Below are 14,340 nucleotides of genomic sequence, written 5' to 3' on the forward strand. Positions count from 1 at the left end.
GGGTGCGGACCCTCGGGTCCGCCGCGAAGCGTGTTCAGCCGCTGATGAACCTGGCCGCCAGCTGGGGGGCCGAGGTCACGCAGACGCCGTCGAAGCGGGTGAGGACCCGGCCGCCGGGCGCGCACGCGGTGATCGTGAGCGCTGTCGTGGTGCCGTTGCCCCACGGCGTGGGCTCCACGACCACCAGGAACGGCTCACCGTCGGGCAGCGGGTGGTGCAGGTCGGCCCGGGCCACCGAGAGCGGCAGACCGGCCGTGCCGCGGAACAGGCGCACCCATACCAGGCCGCCCTGCAGAAGCAGATCAGCCGTGCCGGGCTGAAAGCGGGCGCTCCCGAACGCGCCTCCTCCCGGGCGGAGTTCGGGCAGGGCGCACTCCAGGACCAGCCGGGACTCGGACTCGGCGAGCACACGGCGCACCCCGCGCAAGGACGCGCCGTGGAAGAGAGTGCCGTCGCTGTAGAGCCGGCCGGCATGCCGGCCGCCGCCCAGGGCCGGCAGTCCGATGACGGTCTCCTTGGCAGGCACGGCCTGCGGGGCGACCACCGCCGCGTAGCGCGGCCGTACGGCTCCCTCCGCATCGGCCGTCCGGAGCGCGACCTGGATGGTGTCCCCGGCCGACGTCATCGTCAGGGCGACCCGCTCGGGCTGGGTGCCGTCGAAGACGATGCCGTTGTGGACCGTGAAGTCACGCACCTGGCGCACCTCCACGGCGTGGGTGCGCTCCACCGCACCGATCGCCCAGCCGAGCGCGACCACGGCCGGGAGCACCGGTGCATCGCCGATCAGGTGGTCGGCCACGACCGGGTCGGTCTCCAAGGCGTCCAGGCGCCGCTCCACGGTGACCGGGGACGTGGTGAGGGGCCGCTCGGGCCGCGACAGGGGCGTCGTCGGGCCGAGCACGGTCACCACGTCGCCCGCCCGCTCCCCTGCGAACTGCTCCGTGAACAGCCGGGCACCCGTGTCCACCGGGATCAGGGGGATGCCGCGCTCCTCGAACACGGCCTTGATCTCCGCAGAGACCATTCCGCTGTCCCAGGCACCCCAGTTGAGTGAGGTGACGTGCGCACCCGGGTGACGCCGCTTCCAGGACGACGCCCAGGCGTTGAGCACCTCGTTGGCCATCGCGTAGTCCGACTGGCCACGGTTGCCGAAGAACCCTGCGACCGATGAGAAGAGCACCACATGGCGCAGGGCATCGGCCGGAAGGGCCTCGCGCACCGTACGCAGTCCCGTCAGCTTGGGCGCAAGGACCCGCTCGATCTCGGACGCCTTCTTGTCGGCGATGAGCCGGTCGGCCAGGACGCCCGCGCCGTGCACCAGCCCCGTCACGCGTTCCTTGTACGGGGCCAGTGCGGCGCCGGTGGCAGCGGGGTCGGTGATGTCGACGGCCAGGTACTCCACCTCGCTGCCGACCGCCCGGATGTCGGCCAGCGTCCGGCGAATCTCCCGGGCGCCGACGACCGCCTGGTAGAGCTGCTCGACCCGCTTCGGGGTGGGCTTCTCACCCGCCGACTCCAGCCGGGCCATCGCGGCGGACTTCAGTCCCGCCTCGTCGATGCCGCGCGCCCACGCAGGCTCCTCGTCCAGCGGGGTGCGCCCCAGCAGTAGCAGACCCGGCCGGTGGGTCCTGGCGAGATCGACGGCGCAGGCGGCGGTGATGCCGCGGCCGCCTCCAGTGACGACCAGCAGGTCGTCCGAGGTGAGCTGCGGAACGTCCACCGCGGGGGTCAGTGGCTGTTCACCGAGGCCGAGGCCGACCCGGCGAGTGCCGTCGTGGCCGGCCTGTGTGGTGTTCGTGTCGGCGTCGTGGGCCTCGTTCAGTACGAGCGTGGCGGCGGCTTCCGGGGTGAGTCCGGGGGCGAGGTCGACGGCCCGGCAGAACAGCTGGGGCGCCTCCACGGCCAGTGTCTTGACCAGACCGGCCACACCCGCGGCGGGGGTGAGGTCCTCGGCCACCCCGGCAAGGCCGAAGACACCGTCCAGGCGGGTGACCGTCACGAAGGCGGCCCGGCCCGCGGCTGCCGCGGCGGTGAGCGGCTCGAGGGCGTGCTTGGCCAGGAGCAGTGTGTGCGCGAGGCGTCGCGTGCCCTCGGACCAGTCGGTGTGGTGAGCGCCGGAGAGGTCGACGACCAGGCTGATCCGGTCGGCGACGATGTCCTCCATGCACGCGGCGAGTTCGGTCACGCCCCAGCCGGACAGGGAGTGGTCCTTGACGTCGGTGATGCGCTGGGCCACGCCCGGCAGCCGCAGCACATGCACGTGGCGGCCGGACTCCATGAGCCGGCTCACGACGGCGGGCACCAGGTCCGCGCCGCCGTCCACGACGAGCGCACCGAAGCCCTTCACGTACGCGTCGACCAGCAGGTCGGGAGTGGGGAGTTCGACCAGAACGGCCTGGGCACGGCCGGTAGCGGGGCCGGGCTTGTCGTCGGCGGCCCCGATCGCGGCCTGTGGAGCCGAGGACGCCGACTGCGTGGCGCCCGCCATGAATTCCGCGATGTGACGCAGTGTCCGCAACTCCGCAAGCTGCTCCGGACCTACGGCCGCACTCCCGCCGAACCGCTGCTGCAACACACCCATGATCTCGACACGCTTGATCGAGTCGATCCCCAGGTCGGCCTCGACGTCCATGTCCAGCTCGAGCATCTCCACCGGATAGCCCGTCTTCCGACCGACCACCTCCAGCAACGCCGACCGGACGTCAGCCGCACTCACACCAGCAGTCGACTGCTCGGCAGCAGCCTGCTCGGCACCCACCGGTTCAGCGGCCACCGGCTCAGCGGCCACGGCAGCGGAAGCCGCTGTACCGGCCACGACCTCCACGATGTGACGCAGTGTCCGCAACTCCGCAAGCTGCTCCGGACCTACGGCCGCACTCCCGCCGAACCGCTGCTGCAACACACCCATGATCTCGACACGCTTGATCGAGTCGATCCCCAGGTCGGCCTCGACGTCCATGTCCAGCTCGAGCATCTCCACCGGATAGCCCGTCTTCCGACCGACCACCTCCAGGAGAACGGCCTCGGCGTCGAGGGCCGGAACGGCCGGCTCAGGGGCAGGCTCGGTGGCCGCCGGGTCGGCAACCGGCACCGCCGGGGCCTGGTCAGGGGCGGGAGCCGGGGCCGACGTCAGCGCCTGTGGGGCGGCGGGAGCCGGGGCAAGCGGGACCGCAGGCTGTGAGGCCGGGGCCATGCGGACCGGGGCGGGGCTCGGGGCTGCCGGGGCGGAGGCGGTGCCCAGCTCGAGGCCCGCCAGGTCGCGCAGGATCTCGTTGGCCCGCAGGTGGCTGCGCCCGATGTCCAGGCCGTGTTCCTTCACTGCGTTCACTCCGGCCAGCACCTGGCCGATCTGACCCTGGTCTGCCGCACGCTCCAGGAGACCGGCGAGGCGCTTGGCGCTTTGCAGCTGACTGGTGAGGTAGTCCTCGTGCAGGGCGAGATGATCGGCCACAAGATCGGCCAGGCGGTCACTGTCCACGTGGGTTGTCTCCATGAGGGTGGGGGCAGGGACGGGCGCGGCCAGGGACGCACCAGGAGCCGTCGCGACGACCGTGGACACCGGAGTCGGCGCTGGTGCCGGTGCGGCGGCCGGAACCGGGACGGGAGCCGGGACCGGAACGGGAGCCGGGACCGGAACGCTCCCCCTGCCGGCGCCGGTGGAGATGGCGGGTCCGCCCCCAGAGGCCGGGGCCGGAGCACCGGGCAGTGTCGGAACGGCGACCCGGTAGCCGTTCTCGATGGCGTCGCGATAGGCCGCCCTGCGCTGTGGAGAGACGTAGTTGATGCCGTTCAGGAGGATCGACATCCCCTTCGTCGGCTCGATCTCGACCGGCGGTGCGACATAGCGGTCGGTGGTGACCAGCGGTAGTCCGAGCACCGCGAGCTGCGCCACCGCCTGCTTCAGCGCGACGTCGGCGTCCCGGGCCGGCCCCCCGTCCAGGGCGACCGCGGTGTGCTCGCGGTTGCCGAGGATACGGCGCACCAGATGGGTGAGGATGCTCTTGGGGCCGAACTCCACGAAGGTCCGGATTCCGCGGGCGTACATCTCCTCCACACGGGCCTGGAAGTCCACCGGGTGGATGAGCTGCTCCGACAGGACGGTGCGGTTGGCGGCTACGTCGTCGCCGTAGACCGCGTCCTTGGTGTTGGCGAAGACGGGAGTGTTCGGCGTCCCGACCTCGGCCCGCTCGACCTCGGCCCGGAACACCTCTACCGCGTGGCCGACGAAGGGTGTGTGGAAGGCGGCCGACACGGGCAGCCTGCTCGCCCGGATGCCGGCCTCCTCGGCCTCTGCGACCAGCCGCTCCACCGCCACGGTGGCACCCCCGACCACGATCTGGTCCGGTGCGTTGCGGTTGCAGACCGCCACGTCGTGCTGCCCGGCCAGCAGGGCGGCCACGCGCTCCTGGGGAGCGACGAGCGCGGCCATCGCACCTGTGTCGAAGCCGGGTTCCTGTGGTGGGGCCATCGCCCGGCCACGGGCGCGGGCCAGCCCGAAGAAGGCCTCGTCGTCGAGGGCGCCGGCAGCCCAAAGGGCGGTCAGCTCACCGAAGCTGTGCCCGAGGAACCCATCGGCGGTGAAGCCGAGTTCCGTGAGGTAACGGAACTGACCGGCCGACAGCGCGCCGATGGCGGGCTGGGCGTACTCGGTCGCCCGGAGCGCGGCCTCCTGCGCCGTGCGCGCGGCGTCGTCGAACACCGGCGGCGGGAAGGCGACACAGGACAGCGGTTCGGTGCCCTCGAAGTGCCGGTTTGCCTGGTCGAAGGCCCCGCGCAGCGGCGGCAGCGCCATGACGGCGGTCCTGCCCGGGTTGACGTACTGGCTGCCCTGTCCCGCGAAGAGGGCACCGACCTTGCCGGTGGATGCGGCGCGGCGCCGGAAGTGGATGCCCTTGGGGTTCGACCAGGCCTCGGCGTCGGGCCGTGCGCGCAGCGCGCCGAGAGCCGCCTCACGCAAGGTCGTGAGCTCGTCGTCGGTGCGGGCCACCAGCGCCAGGCGCGCGTGGCCCGCCGGAGCCGGCCCTCCGGTCGCGGGCGCGCCCTCGGCCAGTGCCTTGGTCAGCATGGCGGTGTCCGGCGCGTGCCACAGGTGTACCGCGGCCACCGGGTACAGGACGCGCAGGTCGTCGCCATCACCGTGCTCCTCCAGGACCATGTGGAAATTGGTGCCGCCGAAGCCGAACGAGGAGATGGCGGCCCGGCGCCTGGGGCGCTCCGGGTCCCGGATCCACGGCCGCGCCTCGGTGTTGACATAGAACGGGCTCGTGAAGTCGATGGCCGGGTTGGGCTCGTCCACGTTGATGGTGGGTGGCAGCACCTTGTGGTGGAGCGCGAGCGCCAGCTTGATCATGCCGGCCGCACCGGCGGCCGCCTTGGTGTGCCCGATCTGCGACTTGACACTCCCGACGGCCGCGTACTGCTGGTTGTCGGTGACCTCGGAGACCACCGCCGACAGCGCGCTCAGCTCAGTGGCGTCGCCGACCGCGGTCCCGGTGCCGTGCGCCTCGAACAGCTCGATGCTCGCGGGCGAGATGTCGGCGTCCTCGTACGCGCGGCGCAGGGCGATCATCTGACCTTCCTTGCGCGGGGCGTAGATGGACTTGAAGCGGCCGTCGCTGGAGGTGCCGAGGCCCCGCAGGACCGCGTAGATCCTGTTGCCGTCGCGTTCGGCATCGGCCAGGCGGCGCATCGCGAGCATGCCTATGCCCTCACCGATCAGGGTGCCGTCGGCGTTTTTGTCGAACGGGCGAATGCGGCCGGACTTGGACAACGCGGGAGTCTTGCTGAAGCACAGATACATGAAGATCGTGTTCTCGGCGTCGCAGCCCCCCACCAGCATCGTGTCGGCACGGCCCTCGAGGAGCTCGCTGGTGGCGGCACGGACCGCGCCGAGGGAGCTGGCGCAGGCGGCGTCCACCGTCATGTTGATGGCGCCGAGGTCGAGCCGGTTGGCGATGCGTCCGGCGACGACGTTGCCGAGCATGCCGGGGAAGGAATTCTCCTCCCAGGGGGCGTACGCGAGGCGGAACTTGGCGACGATCTCGTCGGCGTCCCGCCGGGACAGACCGCAGGAGCGGACGACCTCCTTGAGCACGCCGCTCTGCAGCCGGGAGGTGAGCGGCTGGGTGAGCTGGTTGGCGCCGGTGATGCCGAGCACCACACCGGTGCGCGAGGCGTCGTACCAGGGCTGCTCGGCTCCGGCGTCCTTGAGCAGGTCGCGGGCGACGACCAGGCTGAGGAGCTGGAGGACGTCGGTGACCTCCAGGGTGTTGGGGGGAAGTCCGAACTCCAGCGGGTTGAACGGGACGTCGGGGATGAAGCCGCCGCGCTTGGAGTACGTCTTGTCCGGCGCCGAGGGGTCCGGGTCGTAGTGCTCGTCGACGTCCCAGTGACCATTGGGTACGTCGTCAATGCAGTCGGCGGCCGAAACGACGTTCGCCCAGAACTCCCGCAGATTGCCTGACTTGGGAAAGAGCGCAGAGAGGCCGACGATGGCGATGGGGTCCCGGGCGAGCCGACGGTCGAGGTGAGATTCCTGCGAAGAGTTCACGGCGAGTCCCTCTGGGTCTGGCGAACAGGGGTTTCGTTTTCGGCACCCGGGCCCGGCGGACCGACCCGCGCGCGCCCGGCGAGGCACGGCGGGTGCATGGTCCGGCCCGGTGGCCCGCGTCAGGCCGCGGTGGTGCGCCGCTCGCACTCCTCGGCGATGTGCGCTGCCAGTGCCTCGACGGTCGGGTGGTACCAGAGCGCCGTCGTGCCGAGCTCGAAGCCGAGCCAGCTCTCCAACTCACCGGCCATGATCAGCGCCGTGGTGCTGTCGAGGTCGAGTTCGTCGAAGTACTGGTCCGGCGGGACCTCCGACGGGTCGACGCCCAGGCGCTGCGCAATCTCTTCGGTCAACCACTTCCGGGCTTCGTCGGCCGTGACTTGCATCATGTTCGATCCTCTCCGAAGTGCTTTCGCGCGCCTTTCGGGGACGCTTGGAATATCCCCGGCGGCGCCTTGTACGAGGAAGGCACAAAAGCATTGATCAGCAATGGCCGGATCGGCCAATGGGCTGGTGGCGTTGGCGAATTGAAAACCTAGGGCGACAGGCCTGTCCGGGCAACTGAACTCGGCACCGAAAAAGGCCCATTGACCCGAACTCAATGGTGCGGGCGGCCCATTCGCGACGGCATTTTCAGACTGAGCTGCGGCGATTCTCCGGCAGGAGACGGGAGGCGGTGGCCGTGTCAGCCTGGTTGAAGGCTGTCAGCACCCGTGTCAGCCGCGCCCCAAGGACCGACCCCACAGCCGTCGGCTTCGGGCCGATGCCTCGCCGCGCGGGCGCCCACCCCGCCTTGTTGGCCCGGGCCTCTCCGGGCCCGGGCTGTTGCTGCTCAGGCGGTCCGGCCGCCTGACCGCGCGGTGCTGCGGCGGGGGCGGCGGGCGACGGAGGTGCCGAACAACTCGTCCCAGTAGGGGGCGGAGATCCCGAATCCGCAGGTGTCGTCACGGAAGTGGTGGCGCATATGGAGCGAACGCAGGCGGCGCATCAGCCGGTTCTTCGGGGTGGCGTGATGCAGGTAGAGGTGGCACAGGTCGTAGGTGAGGTAGCCAATGGCGTACCCGGCTCCGAACGTCAAGGGCAGCGAGCCCGGTCCGGAGGCCAGGTATATCGTGCCGGCAACCATGGGGATGCTCAGCAGCGGGCTCAAAATGGAGCGGCGGGCGTCTTGCGGGTAATCGTGGTGGACCCCATGGAGGATGTAGTGGAGCCGCGCCCCGAACCCCTTCTCGGGCTCGTAATGCAGCACGATGCGGTGGCCCCAGTACTCGGACAGAGTCCAGGTGACATATCCGGCCGCGGCCCATCCCATCAGCGCCCAGCTGCCGGCCTGTTCTCTTGCGATCGCGAACCAGACGCAGGCGATGATGACCGGGGTGTACATGGCCACGGTGATCACGGGGTGGACGTGGATGAGGTTGTCCAGCCACGACCAGCCGACGACGGCCGGCGCTTTGCCGCGGCGAATGGCGCCCTTGCTGGTGCTGGGTGCGGGTGTCGAGGAGGTCATGCGCCGGCTCCTGCCGCCGCAGGGACCCTCACCAGCGTCTCGTAGCCCGTGCAGGGGACGATGAACCGCTCGGCGTTCGTGCGGCCGATGCCCCAGCCGCCACCGGCGATGGGCACGGCCTCGTCGTTGAGAGTTCTGTGCACTGGTCCCTCCTGCTGTGTGAGGTGTTCTGGGGGCGAGGTGGTCAGGTGAGTGCGGTGAACATACGGTTGTGCCAGACCAGCGGCGGGCCGCCGCTGCGGCTGTCACCACTGCCGACGCTGCGCACGGTGGCGGTGACGATGGTGTGATCGCCGCCAGGATGCATGTGGGCGACCTGGCAGGTCAGCCAGGCCAGCGCGTCGCTCAGCACGGGCAGGGCGTCAATCTGGTGGTGACGGGTGCGGGCGAAGCGGTCGCCATGGCTGATCGCGGCGTCGGCGAACCGCTCTGCCAGGGGGGCTTGGTCGTGGCGCAGAAGGTTGAGCGCGAAGGCGCCGTTGACCTGGATCCCGGCGAGGGTGCGGCTTTGGTTGCTGAGGCAGACCAGCGCCATCAGCGGATCAAGGGAAAGCGAACACACGGCACTTGCGGTCATCCCACAGGGGCTGGTGCCGTCTGGGCTACTGGTCGTCACAATGGTGACTCCGGTGGGCAGTTGGGCGAACGCGTTCCGGAATGCCTCTGAGGTCACGGCCTGTTCAGGGGCGTGCAGGGCCCTCGGACGGCTCACGGCTGACCACCGCCGCCGGCCAGGGCGGAGGCGAGTGCGTTGTCGCCGTAGCGTCCGTGCGCTGCTGCCACCAGCCTGGTCCTGAACGGTTCCAGACCCGCACGGCGCTCGGTCAGGTCCCGCGCAGGTAGCCCGTGGGCGCTGGGGACCGGGGGGCGGCGGATCAGGGCGACCACATGGCAGCGCGACAGTTGGGGCATCAACGCCGCGCCGACGACGCCCGAGGGGCCGGTGGGTGGGAAGGCGGTGACAGAAGACACGTTCGAGCACCTCACGGGTGGGCGGCGTTGTACGTACGAGAGGCCGGAGCTCCGGGCGGGCGCTTGCTCGCGGCGACACGGTGCACGCACGGCTTGATGGGGACCCGGTGGTTCGTTGCCGGGCGGATGTCGGGGGGCGAAAGGTGAAGGATGCCGGTGCGGGCACGGAACCCGTTCTCCGCCCGCACCGGAAGCGGCGGTCGGAGTCAGGGAATGCGCAGCTCCTCGCCGGCCAGAGTGTCCACCAGCCGGGCGGCCATGCGGCCGCGCGAGGGGGGATGAAAGGCCAGCGCACGGCAGGCGGAGTTGAGGTAGGCGATGTCGCCGGAGGAGATGAAGGCCATTCCGCCCAGGGCCTCCACAGTGGCCGCCAACACGCGGTTGATCGCGTCCTGGGCGGCGTAGCGGCAGATCAGCGACTGAGTGAGGGTGTCCTGACCCATGGGCTCGGTGGATGCGGCCAGGGCCTCGACGGCGAGGACGGCCGCCTCGACGGCGGTGGCGGACTCGGCGCGGACGGCCGCGGCCACCTTCGTGTTGGCCAGGGTGCGTTCCACCAATGCGGAGGCCGCTCCCAGGTAACTGGCGGTCATCAGCAGCTCGAACCAGACGAAGCCGACTGTCTGCAGGTGGTCCAGGCGGCCGTCGTTGGTGACGTCGGTGCGCACCACCAGTTCGGCGGGCACCTCCACATTGTCGAGGACCACCTCGTCGCTTTCGGCTCCGGCCAGGATCGGGCTGCTCCAGAACGGACGGACGCTCACCCCGGGCGCGTCGGCCGGGATCACGGCGATAGCCAGTTGCGGCGTGCCATCGGGGCCGGGCAGCGCGACCGAAGCAGTGAGGAGATTCATTGACCGGGCGAGGCTGCACGGCTTCTTCGAGCCGCTCAGCCATACCTTCTCTCCCTCCACCCGGACGGTGAGATTCGGGGCAAGTATGCCCTGACCGGTGCACCCCTCGGCGAAGCCGGAGGCAAGCAGCAGTCGGTCCTGGGCGATCGCGGCCAGCAGCATCGATTCCGTGCCGTCGCCGTGCGCTGCGGCCTCGACCACGGCGGCGACGGAGAAGTGGTGCATTGTGGTGGCCACGGCCAGCGACGGAGAGCGGGCGCCCAGGGCGCGCTGTACACGCGTTGCGGTCAGCAGATCGGCTCCCCGCCCGCCGTGCTCGCCGGGAACCAGGAGAGCGGGCCCGCCCGCTTCGATGAACGCGGCCAGTGCCGGCCCATCGGGACTCTCCAGGTCCGCAAGTGAATGCGCGGCCAGCTTCCGGTCCAGCCCGGGCAGCGCGTTCTCCAAAGCGGTGCGCTCACGGTGCAAGAACTTCATCTCTACCTTCCCCCTCATGGTTTCGTGACCAACGGATAAATTGCTGCGCCGGGTCGGCAACCGCCGTGGCCTGCGTGAAGGCGACGCGGGGACGCGTCCGCCGCGGTGTGGACGAACCTCTCCGCAGAGGCGAGGACGGCCACTTCCGCGCGCTCCGAGGCGGCGAAGAGCGGACCGGCTGGTACGGATGCTCGGCGGGTAGGCGAGGACGGACCGTCAGGCGCCGTTGACCGTCGCGGGATCCGGCAGGACGCCTTGGCGGACGAAGTACGCCACGTACGTGGAGAACACCGCCTCATCGATGTCCGGGCTTGTGAAACCGGCATCGACAAGGAACTCCCGGGTGGACACATCCGAGAACTCGGCCATCTCGACCTTCTCCGATTCAGCCATCACGCGCATCAGCGGAACCATGGAGTTGGTGACGTCCGCAGCGATGGCCTTCATCCACTTCAGGATGCTGACCTCTGTCAACTCGTACCCGGCGCTGCGCAGCAGACGGAGGATCTCCTCCGGGCCCAGCACATCGGGACTGACCTGGTGGAAGATCCCGCCGATCGCCCGGGGGTTCCGTGAGAGGGCGACGATCGCGGCGCTGACGTAGTCGACCGGCACGATGTTCATGGACAGCCGGAACCTGCGTGGATACACGCCGGCCTGCAGGGAGCCCTTGATGAACCGCCAGACGAAGTCGTTCTCCTGGCAGGCTCCACTTCGTGAGTCGCCCCACACCTGACCGGGACGGTGGATCGTCACAGGTACGCCCCTGCGGCCTGCCTTCAGCACGAGTTGCTCGGCGACCCACTTGCTCTTGGCGTATCCCAGCTGCAGCGACTGCGGCGGCCCGGTCGGGTCGATCTCCGTCCGCGGCGACCGGTCCGCCCTCGGCTCGAACACGGCCGTGGTCGACACATGATGCAAGGTCGCCCCGGCCGCGCAGGCCAGTCTGAGTATTTCGTGGGTCGCGTCGACCGTCGCCCTGCGAAGCCACTTGTAGATCGTCAGGAAGTTGACCTTGGCCGCGGAGTGGTAGATGGCGCCGATCCGCCCGGCCAGCTCGGTGTAGGTCTCCTCCGGCATGCCGAGTCGGGGCTGTGTCACATCACCGGTCACCACCCTCACCGCGTCCAGATCGAGACCGTCGAGGAGTTCGTACGTGCGCAGGTTCTCCGTCAGCCGCTTGAGGCCGGTGTCGCAGTCCGGGGCCCGCACCAGGCAGTGCACGGTCAGGCCATGCGCGAGCAGTTCCCTCAGCAGAAACGCCCCGAGAAAACCGGTCGCGCCGGTGAGGAACACTTCGGATATGGTTTGCGGATCCTGTCCCGCGAAGCCCGTTATGTCGTCGTGCAGCCTGACATCGTCGGCGAATTCTCCGGTGACTTCTGAAAGCGTGGGCGAAGTCATCAGTTGTCTTCGTTCCTTCCCGCCGGCATCGGCTCCGGCTACGCGCCGACGGCGGCGGCCTCGGCCGCGTCGGTCAGCAGGGTCAGAGCCTCATCGAGGTCCTCGTCGGTCGCGACGATGGGTGGCAGCAGCCGGATCGTCGTGGGGCGCGTCATGCACGGGGAGACGACCAGGCCGCGCTCGGCGAGTCCGGTCAGCATGGCGCCGGCCAGCTCGGGCGAGCGGAGGTCGATGCCCCAGAGCAGTCCGCGGCCGCGCGTCTCCGCTACGACGTCTCCGTGCCGCTCCTGGATCTCCGCCAGCCCTGCGGCCATCGCAGTGGCGATGCGGACGCCGTCCTCTGCGTTCGCCTCGATCGTGTCCAGCGCCGTTGGGATCACTGCGGTGCCCAGCGGGTGACCACTGAAGGTCGCGGAGTGCATCATCGGGTCGGCCAGCAGGGGCTCGAAGAGCTGATCGGTGCCGACCGCGGCCGAGACCGGGACGACACCGCCGCCCAGAGGCTTGCCGAGCAGCACGCAGTCCACCGGCAGCCCCGCTTCCAGTGCCACCGAACGGGCACCGCAGCGCCGCAGCCCAACCTGGATCTCGTCGGAGATGACGAACGCGCCGTGCTCGTGAGCATCACGGCACCACTGCGCCAGGACGCGCTCGTCCAGCGGCCGCGCCCCGTTCTCGGCCTGGAGCGGCTCGAAGACGACGGCAGCGACCTCTTGTTCGCGCACGACACGTGCGACGGCCTCCGGATCGTCCGGCGAGACGTGCACGACGCCCTGCAGCAGCGATTCCAGGCCCTTCTTCAGTCGCGGGTTGTCGGTCAGCGCAAGGGCTCCGACGGTCTTGCCGTGGAAAGCTCCGTCGACCGCGATCACGGTCGCGCGGCTGGTGGCCATTCGGGCCAGCTTGACGGACGCCTCGACGGCGTCGGCCCCGCCGCACCCAAAATAGACGCGGTTGAGGGAGCCGCCGAGGTATCCGGCGAGGCTCTCTGCGGCGAGCGGCGGGACCGGGCTCTGGATGGACCTGGTCGACGTGGGCATCACGTCCAGCTGGGCACGTACCGCGTTGACTATCGCGGGGTTCCGGTGGCCGAGCAGGGCGACGGCGTACGAGCCGAAGTCCAGCACGGACCGGCCGTCCGAAAGCGTTATGCGGCTTCCTGCGGCGGATGCCTCGACGGCACCCTGTCCCATGAACTTGCCTGCCATTGCGAGTGCGGGCGAGAAATGGCGCTTCACGCGCCTGAATGTTTCTTTGGCAGCGGTCAATCGAGGATCCGTCAAGATTCCTCCTCCTTCAGAACTCCGGCGTTCTCCTACAAGCCGCGGCTGAGAATTCCCTGCTGGTAGGTCTGCAACGACTTCGCCACCGCGGGGTGGATCATTTCAGCCACCATGGGAAGTCCGATGTCGAACTCGACGTTGAGTTCGAGCGCCACGCCCTCGGTGTCCTCGAGGACTTGCCAATATCCCTCGTAGTGGGCGAGGTCCCCCTCGGTCTGACGAAACTCCCAGCGGAGCCGCTCGACGTCGATGACGTCCTCCTGGTCCCACTCCATCTCCGAACCCTTGAGCTCAACGACCCAGCTACTGGTGCGACGTCCGCCCTCCTCGCCTGTGACGGTGACCTCGTTGACGCCGTCCAGGAAGGTCGGGAAGGCCTCGCAGTCCAGGAGCACTTTCCACACCCGCTCGGCAGATCCGGCACCCTTGCACGTCACATTCAGTACGGCCATGAAACTCTCCTTCGGGACACTTCAGGGACGTATTCGGGACTGTTGGGGAAAGACTGGAATCCCTGCCCATCGGTATTCGCATCCTAGGATGCGCCGTCACTCATCAGGACAGTCAGTGCCCATACCTGACATGCAATTGACACGCTGACAAGCGGACTCCTTCATGCTTGACGGCGCCGGTCGTCCATGAGGTGATCACGACTCGTGGCCCGGCTTCGTGAGTAATCGAGTACTCAAACATCAGCGGGGTCCGGCCCCCGTCAAGTGGCGCCGTCCTACGGTTCTCCCGCGCAGGGCTCACCCCCCGGGCTCCAGGGTGTCCCGTAGGGCCTCGAGGGTGGCCCGCATGGTCACCTGGTTGCGGGCACTGCGACGGACGACACCGGTGGTCAGCGCGGCGACAGTGGTGAACACCCGGCCAAGGAGGCCGCGGCGGTCCTCCCACAACTCGGTCACCTGACAGCCGTCAGGCAGAGGCGCAAAGCTGTAGGTCCAGCGGGACAGCGGGATGGCCAGGAAGCTCACCCGGAAGGCGAAGCAGTGGCCCGGGTCGGCCACGACCACCCGGCACAGGGTGACCCACGGCAGCAGTCGGGCACGGTTACGGCCGAGGAACCACATCCCCGCCATCAGCGGGCCGCGACGCCGGGGCACCCATGCCCCGCGGCATTCGGGGCTCCACTCCCCCATCCTGGCGACATCGCTGACGGCGGCGTAGGCGGTGTCGGGCGGCACACGGATGACGACGGACTCGGTGAGCGAGGTGACAGCGGTCACGGAGCTCATGGCGTAATCCTCAGGTGCGGGGCGGGCGCATGAACGGGTAACCCAGGCGGGCCCT

At 69.6% G+C, this 14,340-nt stretch carries 11 protein-coding genes; all 11 read right to left on the bottom strand.

What is annotated here, in order from left to right; all coding sequences use genetic code 11:
- Nucleotides 1-34: 34 nt before the first annotated feature.
- Nucleotides 35-6,550: a type I polyketide synthase gene (locus AAW14_RS01025; protein WP_265558777.1), complete on the bottom strand. Its 6,516-nt coding sequence runs from the start codon at nucleotides 6,548-6,550 to the stop codon at nucleotides 35-37.
- Nucleotides 6,551-6,669: 119 nt separating this feature from the next.
- Nucleotides 6,670-6,936: an acyl carrier protein gene (locus AAW14_RS01030; RefSeq protein WP_265558778.1), complete on the bottom strand. Its 267-nt coding sequence runs from the start codon at nucleotides 6,934-6,936 to the stop codon at nucleotides 6,670-6,672.
- Nucleotides 6,937-7,379: 443 nt separating this feature from the next.
- A complete protein-coding gene (locus AAW14_RS01035) occupies nucleotides 7,380-8,057 on the bottom strand; it encodes a sterol desaturase family protein (protein WP_265558780.1) in 678 nt (225 codons plus the stop codon).
- Complete coding sequence (locus AAW14_RS01040; RefSeq protein WP_265558782.1) at nucleotides 8,054-8,200, bottom strand: hypothetical protein; 147 nt, start codon at nucleotides 8,198-8,200, stop codon at nucleotides 8,054-8,056. Before AAW14_RS01040 ends, AAW14_RS01035 begins: the two co-directional genes overlap by 4 nt.
- Before the next feature lie 41 nt (nucleotides 8,201-8,241).
- Nucleotides 8,242-8,769: a flavin reductase family protein gene (locus AAW14_RS01045; protein ID WP_322740993.1), complete on the bottom strand. Its 528-nt coding sequence runs from the start codon at nucleotides 8,767-8,769 to the stop codon at nucleotides 8,242-8,244.
- Nucleotides 8,766-9,029, bottom strand: coding sequence for a hypothetical protein (locus tag AAW14_RS01050; RefSeq protein WP_265558784.1), 264 nt, complete (start codon nucleotides 9,027-9,029; stop codon nucleotides 8,766-8,768). The genes AAW14_RS01045 and AAW14_RS01050 overlap by 4 nt, the downstream gene beginning before the upstream one ends.
- 206 nt (nucleotides 9,030-9,235) lie before the next feature.
- On the bottom strand, nucleotides 9,236-10,360 hold the full coding sequence (locus tag AAW14_RS01055; RefSeq protein WP_265558787.1) for an acyl-CoA dehydrogenase family protein: 1,125 nt from the start codon (nucleotides 10,358-10,360) through the stop codon (nucleotides 9,236-9,238).
- Nucleotides 10,361-10,576: 216 nt separating this feature from the next.
- On the bottom strand, nucleotides 10,577-11,764 hold the full coding sequence (locus AAW14_RS01060) for a thioester reductase domain-containing protein (protein WP_265558789.1): 1,188 nt from the start codon (nucleotides 11,762-11,764) through the stop codon (nucleotides 10,577-10,579).
- Between the two features lie 38 nt (nucleotides 11,765-11,802).
- A complete protein-coding gene (locus tag AAW14_RS01065; RefSeq protein ID WP_265558791.1) occupies nucleotides 11,803-13,002 on the bottom strand; it encodes an aspartate aminotransferase family protein in 1,200 nt (399 codons plus the stop codon).
- 77 nt (nucleotides 13,003-13,079) lie between these two features.
- On the bottom strand, nucleotides 13,080-13,499 hold the full coding sequence (locus tag AAW14_RS01070) for a type II toxin-antitoxin system RatA family toxin (protein WP_265558793.1): 420 nt from the start codon (nucleotides 13,497-13,499) through the stop codon (nucleotides 13,080-13,082).
- 297 nt (nucleotides 13,500-13,796) lie between these two features.
- Nucleotides 13,797-14,285, bottom strand: coding sequence for an SRPBCC family protein (locus AAW14_RS01075; protein WP_265558795.1), 489 nt, complete (start codon nucleotides 14,283-14,285; stop codon nucleotides 13,797-13,799).
- Nucleotides 14,286-14,340 lie beyond the last annotated feature (55 nt).

The sequence above is a fragment of the Streptomyces hygroscopicus genome, assembly GCF_026168105.1.
GTDB lineage: Bacteria > Actinomycetota > Actinomycetes > Streptomycetales > Streptomycetaceae > Streptomyces > Streptomyces hygroscopicus_D.